Here is a 17,389-nt window from a genome sequence, read left to right as displayed (position 1 = left end):
ATTCCGAGTGAAGACAAGGCACAATATGCAGTATTCCAATAGTCGTGATAAAATAATTAAATGCTGTTCAATTCCTTATGGAAGGTGATTGCAATGAAAAAAATCGGATTTATCGGCCTTGGCACAATGGGTGCTCCCATGGCCGCAAACTTACTTAAACAAGGCTACGAGGTTACCGTGTTCAACCGCACAGCGGAAAAGGCTCAGCCGCTCGTCGAGCAAGGAGCGGTTCTCGCAGCCACTGCGAAGGAAGCGGCGCAGGCTGCCGATACCGTAATTACGATGGTCAGCGACGATGCCTCGATTAGCGCCGTTTACGATGGCGATGAGGGTCTGCTGCAGGGACTGCGCCCCGGCAGCACCGTGATTGACTGCAGCACGATCTCTCCGTCGCTTGTTCATAGATTAGCCGGCGATATTGCCCGGCTCGGCGGACAGTTCCTCGATGCCCCCGTTACCGGCAGTTCTCCGGCCGCTCATGCTGGGACGCTCGTATTCATGATCGGCGGATCAGCCGAAGCGCTGGCCGAACAGCGGGACATCTTTGAAACGATGGGCCAGAAAATACTTCACATGGGACCAAACGGCAGCGGAGCCGTCGCCAAGCTGGCGCACAACACGATCGTCGGCATCAACAACCTCGCCCTAGCTGAAGGCTTCGCCATCGCCGCCAAATCCGGGCTGCCTGCCGACCTCTTCCTGGAGCTCGTCCAAAACGGCTCAGCCGGCAGCAAGCAAGCCGAGCTGAAGGGACGCAAAATTATCGAGCAAGACTTCACCAACCAGTTCTCCCTCTCCCTGATGCTCAAGGATTTGAAGCTTGCTTCCTCACTGACGGACGGCGCTGGCATCCCCGCCCCCATGCTGAACATGGCCAAAAGCATGTTCCAGGCCGGCCAGACCGAAGGCTACGGCGACGAGGATCTCTCCTCCGTCGTTAAGCTGTACGAGGCCTGGATCGGCCAGACGATCGGCGGCAGCAAGCTGTAGCCGGTCGGTGGCCGTGTTGACCGTACCCTGACCAATACGGGAAATCCGGTTGGGCCGGGGCTGGGTCCGGCCTGCTTGGCCAAGACTGGCACGGGTCTAAGGCAAAGGGCCGGTCGACTCTGTCGTGCCGGTTGAGCTGGTAGTGCTGGCTGTTCTGGCCGGGCTGGTCGATACGGCAAGCCGGGTTGAGCCGAGCCTGGTGGACCATCGGATACCCCGGGATGGAGCCTACCCAGGGCGTGGGCTGCTGGCGGGAGCACAGGGCCAGTTGAGCCGGTTGTGCTGCCGTGCTCGTCAATACGGGAAGCCCGGTTGGGCCGAGCTTGGTGGACCATCGGATGCCCCGGGATGGAGCCTACCCAGGGCGCAGGCTACTGGTGGAAGCACTAGGATGTTGGCGGTGCCTGAGACGCAGGTTGCTGCGAAAGTGTCGGGAACCTGGCAGAGACTGAGGCAGGGCTGCCGACAGAAGCACCAGGATGTTGGCAGAGACTGAGACGCAGGTTGCTGCGAAAGTGCCGGGAACTTGGCAGGGACTGAGGCAGGGCTGCCGACAGAAGCACCAGGATATTGGCAGAGACTGAGGCAAGACTGCTTGCAGATGCGCTAAGCCCACCTGGCCAAGAGGCAGCTGTGCCCTTGGGTTTGTGGTTCTAGCCAGTGCCGAGCAGCATAGCACTCTAACGGATATGAGATGCGTTATTTGTAACTTTTAGACGCGTTCTAGCATCTAACGGTTTCAGGAGGCGCTATCCTAGGTAGAACTGCCTCTATTCGTCTGAAATCTAACTAATAACGTTTCCTGCATCCGTTAGCTTCACATTTTCCACTATTTTAGTTAAATAGCGGAACCTAGTTCCGTTAAGCTCCCATGTGCCCATTCTGTGCGCATTCCCTGTCCTGAAATTCCGCTCGTTTGGCGCGTTGATCTTCTGATCACAGATTTGGAATCATCGCCGAATTACTCGCGTACAACAGAAGTTCTCGTGCGACAGGACGCAGAACACAACACCGCATGATGGCGGCAACCCGACGTCTTCACCCGTACTAACGATGAACAAAAGACAGGCCCCTTGCGTCCGCACGGTGCCTGCCTTTTTCATGCTCATCTAGTCTATTTCAACTGCTCTTTTACATGCTTCACAACGTTCTCGACCGTAAAGCCGTACTCTGCAATGACTTTGTCGCCAGGTGCAGATGCGCCGAACGTGCTAATGCCCATAATAGAGCCTTTCTCGCCAACGTAACGCTCCCATCCGAACGGATGTGCCATTTCAATAGCTACGCGTGCTTTAACGTCTGGGAGAATAACAGAATCTTTGTACGTTTGATCCTGCTTGTCGAACAGATCCCAGCTGGACAGGCTGACAACGCGAACATGGATGCCTTCCTCAGCAAGCGCCGCTTGTGCTTTAACCGCCAATTGCACCTCAGAACCAGAAGCAATCAGCTGAGCAACCGGTTTGCCGTCCTTCGCTTCAGATACAACGTATCCGCCGCGTTGTACACCTTCGCGGGCTTTCTCGGCCGTACCTTCGAGCACAGGCAAGTTTTGACGAGTCAGTACCAGCGCTACCGGATTGCCTTTGTTCTCTACCGCATAAGCCCAAGCCGCAGATGTCTCGTTGGCATCAGCCGGACGAATCACCGTCAGGTTAGGAATGATGCGCAGGGAAGCAAGCTGTTCAATCGGTTCATGCGTAGGTCCGTCTTCGCCGACTGCGATACTGTCATGCGTAAGAACATAAGTAACCGGAAGCCCCATCAACGCAGACAACCGTACTGCCGGACGCAAGTAGTCTGTAAAGACGAAGAACGTACCGCCGAATACTTTAAGGCCGCTATGCAGCGCAATACCGTTCATCGCAGCAGCCATGGCAAACTCGCGAACACCAAAATACAGGTTGCGGCCTTCACGCGATTCAGGTGTGTAGAGCGGCAATCCTTTCAGGTGAGTCATCGTCGAGCTTTCAAGGTCAGCGGATCCGCCAAGAAGTTGAGGAACGCCGCCAGTCAAGCCGTTAAGCGCATTACCGGACGCCACGCGCGTCGATACCGGTTTGTCCTCTGCACTGTATTTAGGAAGATCAGCATCCCAGCCCTCTGGAAGATCGCCCGCAATAGCAAGCTCGAATTGAGCTGCCAGCTCTGGGTATTCTGCTTTGTATTTCGCAAAAAGCTCATCCCAGGCTTTATTTGCAGCAATGCCTTGTTCTTTAACTTTTGCAAAATGCTCGCGCACTTCTTCAGGAACGTAGAAGTCCTCTTCATATACCCATTTGTAATATTCTTTCGTCAGCTTCGCTTCATCCGCGCCGAGCGGTGAACCGTGCGTTCCGCCGGATCCGCCTTTACCTTGCTTGTTCGGGCTGCCGTAACCGATAACCGTCTTCACTTCGATCAGTGTAGGACGCTCGGTATCCGCTTTGGCCTCAGCGATAGCTTTTTCGATCGCATCCAAATCATTGCCGTCTTCTACAAGCAGCGTTTGCCAGCCGTATGCGTCAAAACGCTGTCTTACATTCTCGGAGAAGCTCAGGTTCAATTTGCCGTCCAGCGTAATGTCGTTGGAGTCGTACAGGAAGATCAGCTTGCCAAGCTTCAGATGGCCTGCGAGAGAAGCCGCTTCACTAGCTACGCCTTCCATCAGGTCTCCGTCGCCGCAAATACCGTAAGTATAGTGGTCGATGATTTTGTAATCGCCCTTGTTGTAAGTAGCCGCCAATTGAGTTTCGGCCAGAGCCATACCCACGGCCATCGCAATACCTTGTCCAAGCGGACCTGTCGTCGCATCTACCCCTGCGGTATGTCCGAATTCAGGGTGACCCGGCGTTTTACTGCCCCATTGGCGGAATTGCTTGAGGTCGTCAAGAGAAAGATCATAACCGCTCAGGTGCAGCAGGCTGTAGAGCAGCATGGAGCCGTGTCCGGCGGACAAAACGAAGCGGTCGCGGTTGATCCAGGTTGGTTGGTCAGGGTTGTGCGTCATCGTTTTGGCGAACAGCTGGTAACCCATTGGCGCTGCCCCCATCGGCATGCCCGGGTGGCCCGACTTAGCTTTCTCGATCGCATCTATGGCAAGAGTACGAATCGTAGTGATCGACAAATTTTCGATGACCTTGTTGTCTGAAAGTGGCATTCTAGCTTCCTCCTTAGTAATGAAGAAATACGTTTTGTTTACAAAACAATCACTTTGAAAAAATCATTTTGACTTTATATATTGTAACACGTTGTTAAGCACCTTTCCATATCCCTTTTTGTCATACCCTGCCCTGGATGATGACTTTTTTATGCATTTCCCGGGAATATGAAGAAAATGCGGCTAGCGCCGCCCCCGCCGCTTGGCCTCCAGCAGCCGGCCAAGCGTGCCCTCGCCCGGCGCCTCGGCTGCGCCGGGCCCCGTGCCTCCGGCTTCCTCCTGCGGAGGGGAAGCCGGCCTGGCCCGCGGCGCTGGCCCCGCGGGCTCTCCGCCCGTCCCGCCAGCAGGCGGACGGGCCCTATGCGGCGCAGGCTCCCCGGGGGCGATACTATCGCCCCCGCCCTCTGCGCCGTAGAAGCTGGCCGTTCGCGCCTTGCGCGCGGCCAGCCGGGCCAGCCCGGCGTCCGCTCCCGCAGGGGCGGCGCCGGCTTCTGCCGCTGCAGGCGTACCGCCGCGGCGGCGCCAGGGCATGGCGGCGGCAGCAAGCCGCTCCGCCATGCGGCCCCAGGGCAGCGCCAGACGGCGCACGGCGATGTCGGCGAGCCAGAGCAGCAGCGCGGCGATGAGCAGCGCGCGCTCCCAGCTGAGCAGCGACTTGTGCGGCTGCACCGGGAAGTCGAACGCCGCGCCCGGCTCCTCCCAAGCCAGCACGCGTCCGCCCGTTAAATCGGCCAGCTTGGCCAGCTGCTCCCCGGCGTCCTCTGTCACGATCCGGTACTCCGGAGAATAGGGAATTACGAACCCTGTGCCCGTTCCCCCGCCTTCCACGACTTCATCCCCGCGCTTGCCCTGCAAATGAAGCAGAAAGGAGCCCGGCTCCCTTACTACCGTCACTCCGCTGTAGATTCCGGGTGATGTCTGGATGAGCGGCACGGCAGCATCATTCAGATCCTCGCCGGAAATGACCGCTTCCAGCTCATCGGGCGGTACTACGCCTTCCGATGCAGCCACTTCAAAATAAACCTCATTCCCCTTCACCGTCGTGCTCACTTCAAATGGAGCAGCCGAAAATTGGGGGAAAGTCCATTTCACCATATCCGCAAACGCATCCGGGAAGCCCGGCCAACTCACCCAATCACGCGACCATTTTCCCGTCAAATCGCTCGTCCAGGCCACGGTTCGTCCAGAACCGTATTGCCAACGGGCGAGCAGCGGGTCGGGTTCCGGGCTCGCCAGCACCGTCTGCGCCGTCGATTTGGCCGATGCGGCTACATAACCGTAGATGGTCGGCAGCCCGCCGGATAACGATTCGCGCCAGTCTCCAGGCTGCACAATCGCCGGAACAAAAGGTTTGTCCACAATATAGGTTCTGGCGATCACGGCCGCTTCCCGGCTGAATATCGTAGGCAGCGTCGTTGCGTCTTTAACGAAATAATAACGCCCCTTGGCCCCTCGGGCGAGCGATTCCAGCAGCTGTGTGTCCGCGCCGTCGCCGACAGCCACGGTCGACATCGTCATATGGTTGTCATTCATCGTGTTTAGCAGCTCAGTATAACCCGAATTGACCGCCGACTGTCCATCCGTGAGCAGGATGATATGCTTGCGCTGGGCCTCAATGCCCAGCAGTTTATCCGTCGCCTCCGCTACGGCAGGGTAGATATCCGTCCCGCCCGCGCTCGGAATGCTGTTGATTTTGGCAATAACATCGTCTTTCTGGTCGCCGAGCTTCGTCGGCTCTACGACCCACCACGGCCTGTCGTCAAATGCGACAACCCCAACCGTGTCCTTGGAGCGCAGCATCTCCACCGTCCGCATCGCCGATTCCTTGGCCAGCCTGATGTTGTCTCCTTCCATGCTGCCCGAACGGTCTATGACGAGAATCAGCCCCAGAGACGGAATTTCCCGCTTGCCCTGCAGCTCCATCGATACCGGCAGCAGCTTCTCGATCGGCGTCTTGAAATATCCGCCCATGCCGAAGCTCTCTTCTCCGCCGACCATCATAAAACCGATGCCGTAGGAACGTACCGCCTGCTCGATAAGCTCCATCTGCTTGCCGCCAACCTGTTCGCCGGACACATTATTGAAAATAATGCTGTCATAGCCGGCATATTTCGCCAACTCCACCGGAAGCATGCCGGGGTCGATGACTGCATATTGAATTAATCCTGATTTCAGCGCGTTCTCCAGATTGGAGGACGTTCCCGGCTTGCCTTCCACGATCAGCACCTTCGGGCTGCCGGTGACGCGGGTAAACGCATAACTTTCATTGTTCGCCGCCTGCTCATCCCCGTCTATGAATATTTCCGCCTTGTAGCGATGAAGCCCCGGTTCCTTGGCCAGGCCTTGCAGGGCGAAGCGGTTCTCCCCCCGCTCCAGCGCAACCGTTTTGCGCCCGATCTCCCGGTTATCCTCATACAAGCGAAGCTCTCCGCTGCCGGAAAAAGTACTGCGTAGCGCTACCTCGAACGTAAAAGACTCCGCTCTATACAGCTTCTCCGGAAGATGCAGCGATTCGACGGCGACATCCTTCCGCTCTTTAGACGGGGCCTGGAGCACGTCGACAGCAATCCCTCTCTCCTTCAGCATTCTTGCTGCGGAGAGGGCATCTCCTACATTTTCTTCGCCGTCCGAGATGACGACGATCCGCTGGTTCCCTTGGCCCCCGAACAGACTGCCGGCCAGTTGAAGCCCCTTCTCCAGATTGGTAAAAGCCGCATTCACCTCGGCCCGGGCTCCGCCATTAGACAGCGGCAGGGGATCGAGATTCTTCTCGATGGCGCCATCCAGCCCGGCTGATACGACGGCAATGCTGTCCTGCTCCCCTTTGGCCCCCGCTGCCTGCACGGCCCAGGCCAATGCGGTATCCGTATCCTCCATGCTGGCGGAACGGTCGATCAGAAACACGACTTCCTTATTTTTAACCAATGTAAAGGTCTGAAAACCGGCCAGGGCCAATATCAGCAAAATAACGATCGCCGCCCGCAGGCCGACGGCCCATTTCTTCCTCCCGCCATGCAGGCGGAAATCCGAACGGTACGCGTAAAATGCACCAGCAGCGGCCAAAATCAGCAGCAGCAATACCCACGGATGATTAAATTGAACGCCCACGCTGGTACACCCCCCATTCTGCGATAATGACGATCAGCGCCAGCAATGCGGCCAAATACGTAAGAGAATGCTTGGCACTTCGCTCAGGATTAGGGCCTACACCGCCCGAAGACTGGCCTGCGCCTGTGCTGTTCCCTGTGCCATTCCCTGCGGCCCCTCCTGCAGACGCGCCTACACCGCCGCCGCCAAAACCAAGCGGCTTAACCTGCCCGATTGCCGATTCGGACGGATGGGCAATCACCTCGAGATTATATCCGGGCAATACGCTGCCATCCGCGCCTTTCATCTCAAAGCGCCATAAGCCAGGAAGCGGCGGTACGGTTTGTACCGCTGCCAAGCTGTGGTCTTTAGCGGCAGCCGGAATTGGAGCAGCGCCTGCGTCCACAGCATAACCGTCCGCAGCCACCCACGAGGCCTGCGCTGCTTCAACGTTGAACGGCATCTCCAGCTCCGCGCCGGCAACCATGCGGCCGAGCCCTGTCGTTCTGCCCGCCTGCAGCCACTGGACGGCGTTATTGACCATGACCGGGAACTCCGGACGAAGCGGCAAATCGCCGTCGCTTAACGCGAATAGAAAGACCAGCCGGTTAACCCCGTTCTCCGTGCCGGCATAGGCCGCCGGCGTAGAACCGATTTCCATGAGCGGTTTGCCCCATGAAGGCATGTCTCCTGCCAGAACGGCTGCAGCCGGCGGATCATTCAGCGATATATAGCGGGTTACCGGATGATTGGCGACGGTTGTTCTTCCGCTGTCCGGCTGTATCTTCCCGCCATCTCCCCCTAGTGTCCAGGAAGGCGTCTCCTGAATCAGGCGGCTCCACTCGCCGGTCTTCAGATAGGCCGGAGTTATGCCATCGATAATGATCATATCCGGCTTATCCTTGGGAAGAGCTGGTCCCTTATCTCCTTCGCTATCCGGTTCGTTTGAGGGCGCACTTGTCCCCGGCTCCATGCGGGTCACCCTCGCGCCGGACAGCTGGAGCGCTTTTTCCAGGAATAGATTTCCCTCTGATATAAGCAGCACATGGGGAGCTCCGCCTTTCTCACGAAAAGCATAAGCCTCGTTATCCGCCGCATAATCGTCGTCCCGCTCCAGTTTTATTTTATAAACGTCCGAGGCGGGGAGCTCATCGAAGGTAACGGTCACGGCTTTGCCACTCTCCACCTTCACGGATTTTGAAGCCAGAAGCTGGCCGTCCCCAAACAGATTCAAGCCGGTTTCAAACGGCCTTGCGCCGTAATTCCGAATAACCGCCACTCCAGTGCTGTGATCACCGTCATTTTTTATCCCAAACTGCTCTACCGCAGCATTGCTTGTTCCTTCACCTTTCAGGGATACAATCTCCACCGGAGCAGCAAACAATATATCGTCCGCCCGCTCGCTCCACTGTTCATCGGTAAATACGAGCACGCTCGCATCGGGATCATCCTGAGTCATAGCCGCGGCAAGCGACATCGTTTCCCGGTAGGCGGCTTTGCCGAACTTGGCCTCCAGCTTGTCTACCTGATCACGGATAGCCTTCTGATCTGTCTCGCGAGTGAGCAGCACTTCCGGCTCCGTCCCCAGCTTGAGCAAGGTAACCTCGCCATCCGCACCCATCGAGTCGATATATTCATGAACCTTTATCTTGAGACGATCCAGCGCCGTAGAGGAAGAAGGAGTATCCTTTCCCGGTTCCCCTTTCCGCTGCCCGCTCATACTCGCCGAAGCATCGACGACAATGACCGTATGTCCCGACAGGCCGCCTTTGACCCAAATGAATGGCGTCATCAGGGCAAGCACAAGCAGCGCCGCGGCCAGAAGCTGCAGCCACAGCAGCAGCCGGTTTTGCAGCTTTTGCCATGGACGGTTGGCCTCGATATTGCGCAGCACGCGATTCCACAGCATATGGCTGGGAACCAGCGTATCCACATACTTCCGCTTAAACAGATACATCAGTATGATCAACGGGATCGCTAAAGCGAACCACAGTCCGGACCAAGAGGCAATTCCCATCCCTTCACCTCCTTCTTGTTGCCTAAGTCTCGCATATTGCTAACCGAGCACCCCAGCTCCGCGCAGCGTTTCGAAGATCCCTGTCTCTAGCGGAACACCCGTGTTCATCTGTATATAAAAAATAGCCCGCTCGCTGCAGAATCGCGCAATATCCGCTTGATATGCCTGCAGCGTTCGTCTGTATTCCTCCAGCACCTTTCCGGTCAGGGCTATTTCCTTGCCCGTCCCAAGCTCGCTGTCCACCAGCCGCAAATCTCCGCTTAAGGCAGGCGAGATTTCCTCCGGCGATAATACGTGAACCAGGACGATTTCCTGCCCCGCAGCAAGGTAATAAGACAAAGCCTCAGCCAGCTCATCTATGCCCCCGTCCAGCCAGAAATCAGAAAAAATCCAGGTCATTCCCGGCTGCTTCGGAAGCGCTTTGGGCTGACGCAGCGCCTGGGACAACCGGCCCTCGCCGCCGGGCTCTGCCGATTGCAGAAACGAAAACAACCGGGCGGCCGAGGCTTTCCCGCGTACAGGCGGCAGCTGCCTATCTACCTCCGAGTCGAAAACGGCTGCCTGCACGCGGTCATATGACGCTAGCGCCATATAGCCAACCGAAGCGGCAAGCCGCTTCGCATATATCAGCTTGTTCCGGTCTGCTTTGTTCCGGCCGGTTGGATTTCTGCCGGGTTGGTTCCCGTCAGACTTGTTATCATCAGACGTTAGCCCGTCCGCCGGGCCGGACGCCCCGCCGCCCCCAAAATCCATCGAGGCGGATGCGTCTACATACAGACTAACCTGCAGCTCCTGCTCGTCCCAATACTGTCGGACGAAAGGACGGCCCGTCCGCGAATAGACGCCCCAGTCGAAGCGGCGGATGTCGTCCCCTGGCGCGTATTCGCGGTAATCGGCAAATTCCAGGGACGAGCCAAACCGGCTGGAGCGCCTCTTGCCCTGCATCGTTCCGCGCACCCGGCGCTTGGACGCAATCGACAGCCGCTCCAGGCGGGGGAGAAGAGACGGCGGAAGCAGAGGCTCGCTCATCTTCTTCCCCCCTCAAGCGCGGACAGAATATCCTCAATCAGTGAATCCGTGGAAATTCCCAGCGCTTGCCCCTCGAAATTCAGAAACAGACGGTGGCGCAGCGCAGGAACGGCAACCGCTGCAATATCTCCCGTGGATACATGCATCCTTCCTTTGGAGATCGCTCTTACCTTCGCCACCGATACGATGGACTGGATTCCTCGCGGTCCGGATCCGAAGCGTAAATACTTGCGGACAGAATCCGGCGCCGAGACCTCCTCCGGATGAGTCATCATCAGCAGGCGCACACCGTAATCCAGCACATCGTCGGCAAGCAGGACCTCTTTCGCGGCCTGCCTGATTTCCAGCAGCTCGCTGGCCGAGGCCAGCTTGTCGGCCGTCGGCTGGCTGCTGGAGGTCGTACGGCGGACGATCTCCTTCAACTCGTCAGGCGAGGGGTAACTGACATGGATCTTCAGCAGGAAGCGATCCAGCTGCGCCTCCGGCAAAGGATAAGTCCCTTCGTTCTCCAGCGGATTCTGCGTCGCCAGCACAAAAAACGGCTGCGGCAGCCTGTGTGTCTCTCCGCCGACGGTAACCGTCTGCTCCTGCATCGCCTCAAGCATAGCGCTCTGCGTCTTCGGCGTAGCCCGGTTAATCTCGTCCGCAAGTACGATGCTGCTGAATACGGGCCCGGGCTGAAAGACGGTATCCGTGCTGCCCTGCGGGCCGAAGCGAATGACATTCGTTCCGGTAATATCGCTCGGCATCAGGTCGGGCGTAAACTGAATTCGCGAGAATGAAAGGTCGAGCGTATCGGCGATCGTCCGGACGAGCATTGTCTTTCCGAGTCCCGGAATGCCTTCAAGCAGCGCATGTCCGCCGGCAAAAACGCACCAGAGCAGCTGCTCTACGATTTCCTCCTGGCCCACGATCACTTTTCCAATCTGCTCCCGCACGCCGGATATCGTATTTTTCCACGACTCCACCTGCGCATTTGCTTCCAACATCATAAGTCCCCCTTCTCCTCATCCTCAACTAATATCCCGGGTCTATTTCCGTAAAATAGCTCTCCACCAGGCTCTGCACGCTTATCGGAAGCTCGCTCCGCTCCAGAGAGCGCTTGGCCTCGGCAGCGTAGTCGCTGTACACCTCGTCATAGGGCCGGCTCACGCCGTCAAATACGGGCGATTTGCCGCCCTTTTGCACGTCTCCGCCGCCGCCGTGAATTTCGCCGCTGTCCCGCTCAACGTTTCCGCTGCCCTTCAGATCACGCGGCGTCGTCACGAGCTCGCGCCCGCCGCTGCCGAGTCCAGCGCCCTGGCCGCCGCTTCCGTTACCGCTGCCTCTTCCAGAGCCAGAGCCCTGACCACTACCCTGGCCACTACCCTGGCCACTGCCCTGACCTTGACCTTGACCCTGTCCCGAACTTCCGCCAGCTCCGCCTTCGCCGGATGCCCCGCTTCCCGGTTCCCCGCCGGCCAGCATAGCTTCGCCGGCCCACTGCTCGGCGATTCCACCCATGCTCCACGTATCGGATACCGCGAGCCCGGAGGCAGCCATCTGCTCCGCCAGCCCCATCCCTTGCTTAGCCAGCGCGGCGGCCAAAGCGGCGGCAGCCTCAGCTTGGTTAAGGTCGGATTTCAGGCCGGCCATACTCTCTTGGATCGCTTGCTCCAGCAGCTCCAGAGCCTGCTCTATTTCTTGCGGATTTCCCTTCTCAAGCGCTTCAGCTGCTTTTTTTAGAGCTTCGGCAAGACGCTGAGCCTTCTCATCATTCTGAGGAGCGGCCTCTGCAATTTGCTGCAAATCCTCAGCAAGACGCTTGCGCTCCTCGGTGGACATGGCAGCAGCCTTTTTTCGGAATTCCTCCATTTTCTCACTTAGGCTCTGCTGATTTTGCTGCTTCAGCGACTCCGCCAGGCCCTGGGAAAGCGGATTGGCTTTCCAGTCCTCCAGCCACTTCTCCATTTCCTGCTGCTTCAGCTCTATTTTGTCGGACATTTCCTTCAAGCTCTTCATCGCATGCTCTACGCTATCCAGCGCCTCTTCCGGTTCTTTACTGAGTTCCAGCGCCCGCCGCAGCTCGGCGATTTCCTTCGCCAGCGCCTCCTTCGCGATGGGCTCAAGCTTGCGCGCCTCCAGCTCCATCAGCTTTTCCTCCGTCTCTTGCTGCTGAGCGTTCACCCACTCCCTTTGCTCCTTGCGCTTCGCGATCTCCTGCTGCATCGGATTCGGCAGGATGGCCAAAATGACAAGCGCCATGAACAGGCAGGCGGCCGAGAGCCAAAATTTACGGCGAACCGGGAATGGCAGACGCCGCTTGATTTCCTTAATGTAGGCCGAACCGTATTGAGCGGCCTGCGCCCGCTGCCATTTTGCCGCTAACGCGTCGGATTCGCCATACGCCAAAGCCGTCGCCATGTCGTCGCGCGGCTCTTCATCGGCAATCGCCCGGTCCATCATGCGAGCTGCCTCCGGCAAAGACACTCGTTTGGCAAAGTATCCCCATAGCAGCCCGGACAGCGCAAAGAGCACGACTAGCCCCGCCCCTTGCCACAGCAAGCCTTCCAGCGGCCACAAACGCCCGGCGGCAAGCCACAGCAGCGCGGCTCCAAGCCCGGCAAGCAGTCCGCAGCGGGTCCCTTTCCAGGCTTCGAGCCACTGCATGCGGCGCCGGACGATGTTAAGCTGCTCGTAAATTTCCTTCATGCTGCCCGCCTCCCTTCCTCCATCGTTCTGCAACCCATTACCTAAAGCGGCTATTGTTTATTTCTCTGCCTGCTCATGCTCCTGCGGTTCCCAGTCCGTCTGCAGCCGCTTCTTGATCCTGGCTCGTCTGACCGGGCGAATATAACGGATGGCCAGCCATAGCGCCAATATAATGACAACACTGTATACAAGCAGGAACTCCTGCCACAGCTGGATCGGCGCACCGGCTTGCTGGCTGCCCCACCGCGTCAGAAAAATGGAATCCGAAAACGAAGGTTCAAAAATGCTGATCAATGCTCCCGCAGGATTAAGCCCGAGAATGAATCCGATCCACGAATAATCCGGCGCCATCGTCGTCCCTGAAGCATAATAGTTAGCTTGAACTACGCCCATGGCAAGCAAGTAAACGATCCCGGTAATGAGGAAAATAACAAGCCCTACGCCATAAGTCATAATGACCGCGACGATCGTCCGCTTGAACAGCGTAGAGAACAGCACACCCAGCGAACCGAGCAGCAGCATGATAAACAAATAAAACAGAAAAACGAATACAAGCTGCTTCGGGGCGACTCCCCCGTAAAGAAACGCAATGCTGTACACAGGCAGCGTCGCCAAAATGACAAGCGTCATGAAACTCAAGGAGGATACCAGTTTGCTCAAAATAATCGTCGACGAGCTCTGCTGTGTCGTCAGCAGCATGTTCAGTGTCTGCTTCTCCCGCTCCCCGCTTATGACCCCCGCCGTTAACGCAGGCGTCATAAATGCGATGAGAACAAGCTGGGCGATGCTGAGCGCGTAGAACATGACGCGGCTGGTGCCTGGATCGATCCGCCCTGACAATCCGGCCCCGCTGCTCATCATGACATAGATGATGCCCATCGCCAGAAGTCCCATGACCAGTACGTATGCCAACACCGTCACCGCGGAACGGGAGGTGCGCATTCTCAGTCTGAACTCCTTATCCATCACGGGATTGATTAGAATTCTACGCCAATCCATCTGACGCGCCCCCCTTCGTGATCTCCAGGAATACATCCTCGAGATTCGTCTGTGCTTCATGGAAAGATACGACCCCATAGCCTGCGCCGATGACTTTGTTCAGCAGCTGGGCCTGCTCGGCGTCCCCGCCGCCGAAATGCACATGAACCCCTGTTTCGTCGCTCAGCACCTGGCTGACATGACGCTCATCCCGCAGCATGGCGGCGAGCTCATCTCCGCGGTCCATGACACGAATATGCAGCACCCGCTTGACACGCAGGCGATTTTGAATGTCAGCCACCTTGCCTTGAGCAACCATCTCACCGTGCTCAATGACGCCGATCTCATCCACCATCTCCGCAAGCTCGGGCAGAATATGCGATGAAATGATAATCGTCTTGCCCATCAGCTTCAGCTCTTTCAAAATCTCTCTCATTTCGATCCGCGCCCGCGGATCCAGACCGGATGCCGGCTCATCAAGGATGAGCACGTCCGGGTCATGCACGAGGCAGCGAGCCAGGCACAGCCGCTGCTTCATGCCGCGGGACAAGCTGTCCACATAGGCATCCCGTTTATCGCTTAAATTAACCAAGTCCAGCAGCTGCGGAATAAGCTTCTCGCGTTCAGGCCGCGGAATCCCGTAACTGGCTCCGTAGAAATGCAGGTATTCCGTCGTTCTGAATTGGTCGTATACCCCGAAGAAGTCCGGCATATAACCTATTCTCTTGCGTACCTCATGCGGCTGCTCAGTCACCTCGAAGCCGCCTACCGATGCCGTGCCGGAGGTCGGCAGCAGCAGCGTTGCCAGGATCGACATCGTCGTTGATTTGCCTGCTCCGTTCGGCCCGACAAAGCCGAATACGGTTCCTTTGGAAATGGAAATATTCACCGACTTCAGCGCTTCGAAACCGCCGTAAGTTTTAGTTAAATTACGTATCTCGATCATTGGCTGCTGCTCCCCTTTACAGAGATTTCGGGCAGGTCGAAACTGCTCCAATCCTGCGCCGTGACGATAAGGCGCAGCGTTGTTCCCCCAACCAGGTATTGCTCGATCGGCTGAGGAAGCTGCGCTGTCCCTTGATTCCATTGGATCGGCTCAGCCTCCCCCTTGGACGCGTTCCATACCGCCACGGTCATGTTGTACCCCCGGTTGTTCTGGCGCATGGCAAGCTCCGAATATTTCATATTCGGCAAAGTGTATTCGAGCTCCATCTCGCCCCCGGACATATGAATGCTGCGGCTTGTTTCGTATCCCCAGTCCGAGGAAGTCGCCTTGCTGACGGAAGGCGCGATATAACCATAAGGTATGTTCCACTGTCCGTCTTTATGGATTTCCGGCTCAATACGCTGAACCCACATGTTCAGCGGGTCGGCGGCTACTTTTTTGCCATTCACCTCATAATTCAGCAGCTCATCCTGGCTCCAGCCGATAAAGGCATAGTTATCCGTCATATTGTTTCGGCTAAAATAGGCGTTAATGAGACCGCGGGGCCGCTCCAGCTTCATATCCTCCAGGCGATTGCCCTGGGAAGGAAATATGAAGTAGCCGTAATCATAGTGGTTGATGGTCAACGGCAAGGAGGTAATCGCTGCCGTCTGATTTCTGGCGATATCGCCAAGCAGATACATTTTATCGTTCAAAATAATCGCCGTGTCCGTTAAATCCGCAATAGTCTTGTTAGTCACTGTCCCTTGAGGAACACCCTGTTCGTTAATGGAGATATCGAACTCCACCTGGCCCAGCTGCCGGTCCTCCAGCTGCCTCACGGTTAACTTGGCCAGGGAGCGATGCGTCATTCCCTTTAAATCGACAGACGTACCGCTGTCACCGAACCGAATCAGCTGCCGCTCCGAGTCAGCCGCCTGTCCGCCGGAAATAAGTCCGTCTTCACGCTGCACTGTGATGTGCGTGCCAGCCGGAAAGCTTAGTTTGTAATCGCCGCTTCGCGGGATGAATAATGCCGTGGACGTGCTTCGCTCGGCATACCCGTGGCCATTCAATTCGACGATGCTGAGCGTGTTCGTGCGCAGCGTGCTTTTCCCCGTCGTGCCGGCCACATAGATGCCACCGCTGGCTAATACGGCAATAACCGGAATGAGCAGCCAGGCCCACTCGCGTTTATCGAGCTTTTTCAGTACGAAATAGAGCCCTGGCGCAACGATGACAGCATATCCCAGCAGCAGCCAGAGCAGCAGGGAATAAGGAGGCAACGTAAGGCTCGGGAAATAGTCCAGTAAATAGTTGATTCTTTGCGCCAATTCCCCCTTCCCAGGCATATTGCCTTGCGAAGCCGAAGCCAACGGGGAATGCTGCTGAAGTACCTTATTCCATATATCAGCATGACCGGACCACGATTGCAATGGCTCCATGGAGACATCGTAAGCGGCATAAATAACGCTGCCCCTGCTCACGTTCCAGGAGGCGAACAGCGGCTGCTCGCCTATTACGATTGTTCGTGCCCCCTCCTTCAGCTTGGCAGCCGAAACAGGGAAGGCCCCATCCAGAGAAATCAACTTGCCTGTCGCTTTCTCCAATTCCTGCAGCGAGGTGACATCGGCAAGGCCCGAATAGTCTACGGGCGACAAATCCTCGAGCCCCTGGACCGTTTTCGCATAACCAGCGCCTCCGCCCAATACAAGCGTTCCCCCTGACTTCACCCACGCTTTAATCGCATCCGTTCGCTTATCCCCGAGATTGCCCGCCGGGTAGTTGTTGATGACGAGAATATCCAACCCCTCCAGCAGCACGCCGTCCTCGGGCAGCTGCTCCGCTTTGAGCGGAATAACCTTCACGTCCTTCCCCTTGCCGTTCAGCACATTTAGAAAGTTCATGCTGTCTGGATCCGAAGCGAGAACACCGATCAAGGTGCCATTGTCCCCGCTGGCATTCAAATACGGGGTCGAAGCTTGAAAGGGGATGTACTTCCCCTTTTCTGCCGAATCTTTATAGAAACGAATCGAGTTGTTATCTTTATGAAAGGATGTTCCTAGGATGCCGAAAGTGACTTCCTTTGGTGTACCCGCCGGCAAATCGACTTTTGCCGCGTATGAAGCTCGATTGGAATTGTACGGGTATTCCGTTTGAACGACGAGTTCCCCGGAAATATCCGTGTCGCTGGTCAGCGTAATTTTTAGCGGCGTCCATTCTCCAATTTTGTAATGGCCATCGTAGCCGACTTCCGTCTTCATGCTGATCGACGGCTCCGCCGCATGGACAGCTTGAGGACTAACAACCCCCGGCAGCAGCGCAATTATGGCGGTTAAGAGCCACAGCATAGCCAGGGTTCCCCTTTTCTTGTCATATAAGAACAAATGATTCTCTCCTCTCATCATGAAAATGACCCTATATATAAGGACGTATTCAACCGCAAAATGTTTACAAGCCGGCTTCTATTTTTCTGCATAAAACGGCAGCAACTTACAAGTATCCGCGAAAAACATACAACTAAAGCCGTCCA

Annotated in this window: 11 protein-coding genes; 2 read left to right on the top strand and 9 right to left on the bottom strand. The window is 56.8% G+C overall.

The window, feature by feature from the left end:
* The first annotated feature begins 93 nt into the window (after positions 1–93).
* Positions 94–990 (top strand): NAD(P)-dependent oxidoreductase, encoded by an 897-nt coding sequence (locus tag MKX50_RS07210; protein ID WP_339158965.1) that lies wholly within the window; start codon positions 94–96, stop codon positions 988–990.
* A 124-nt stretch (positions 991–1,114) separates the two neighbouring features.
* A complete protein-coding gene (locus tag MKX50_RS07205; protein WP_213589162.1) occupies positions 1,115–1,486 on the top strand; it encodes a hypothetical protein in 372 nt (123 codons plus the stop codon).
* Positions 1,487–2,104: 618 nt separating this feature from the next.
* Here the strand turns inward: MKX50_RS07205 and tkt are convergent.
* The 9 genes from tkt to MKX50_RS07160 form a co-directional block, all read right to left on the bottom strand.
* Positions 2,105–4,129, bottom strand: coding sequence for a transketolase (gene tkt, locus MKX50_RS07200; protein ID WP_213589163.1), 2,025 nt, complete (start codon positions 4,127–4,129; stop codon positions 2,105–2,107).
* Between the two features lie 183 nt (positions 4,130–4,312).
* The gene (locus tag MKX50_RS07195; protein ID WP_339158962.1) at positions 4,313–7,237 is read right to left on the bottom strand and encodes a VWA domain-containing protein; all 2,925 of its coding nucleotides are present in this window, start codon (positions 7,235–7,237) and stop codon (positions 4,313–4,315) included.
* Positions 7,221–9,233 (bottom strand): BatA domain-containing protein, encoded by a 2,013-nt coding sequence (locus tag MKX50_RS07190; RefSeq protein WP_339158960.1) that lies wholly within the window; start codon positions 9,231–9,233, stop codon positions 7,221–7,223. The genes MKX50_RS07195 and MKX50_RS07190 overlap by 17 nt, the downstream gene beginning before the upstream one ends.
* A 39-nt stretch (positions 9,234–9,272) precedes the next feature.
* The gene (locus MKX50_RS07185) at positions 9,273–10,262 is read right to left on the bottom strand and encodes a DUF58 domain-containing protein (protein WP_213589166.1); all 990 of its coding nucleotides are present in this window, start codon (positions 10,260–10,262) and stop codon (positions 9,273–9,275) included.
* Complete coding sequence (locus tag MKX50_RS07180) at positions 10,259–11,251, bottom strand: MoxR family ATPase (RefSeq protein ID WP_283927508.1); 993 nt, start codon at positions 11,249–11,251, stop codon at positions 10,259–10,261. Before MKX50_RS07180 ends, MKX50_RS07185 begins: the two co-directional genes overlap by 4 nt.
* A 28-nt stretch (positions 11,252–11,279) precedes the next feature.
* Complete coding sequence (locus tag MKX50_RS07175; protein WP_339158958.1) at positions 11,280–12,953, bottom strand: phage tail tape measure protein; 1,674 nt, start codon at positions 12,951–12,953, stop codon at positions 11,280–11,282.
* A 57-nt stretch (positions 12,954–13,010) separates the two neighbouring features.
* On the bottom strand, positions 13,011–13,952 hold the full coding sequence (locus MKX50_RS07170) for an ABC transporter permease (RefSeq protein ID WP_213589168.1): 942 nt from the start codon (positions 13,950–13,952) through the stop codon (positions 13,011–13,013).
* Positions 13,939–14,877, bottom strand: coding sequence for an ABC transporter ATP-binding protein (locus tag MKX50_RS07165; protein ID WP_155609448.1), 939 nt, complete (start codon positions 14,875–14,877; stop codon positions 13,939–13,941). Before MKX50_RS07165 ends, MKX50_RS07170 begins: the two co-directional genes overlap by 14 nt.
* Positions 14,874–17,207 carry a DUF4350 domain-containing protein gene (locus tag MKX50_RS07160; protein WP_339158955.1) on the bottom strand — a complete coding sequence of 778 codons (2,334 nt, stop codon included), beginning with the start codon at positions 17,205–17,207 and terminating at the stop codon, positions 14,874–14,876. The genes MKX50_RS07165 and MKX50_RS07160 overlap by 4 nt, the downstream gene beginning before the upstream one ends.
* Positions 17,208–17,389: the final 182 nt, after the last annotated feature.

The organism is Paenibacillus sp. FSL W8-0186 (genome assembly GCF_037969765.1).
In the GTDB taxonomy this organism is placed as follows: Bacteria; Bacillota; Bacilli; order Paenibacillales; family Paenibacillaceae; genus Fontibacillus; species Fontibacillus woosongensis.
This window is presented reverse-complemented; position numbering and strand designations above follow the sequence as displayed.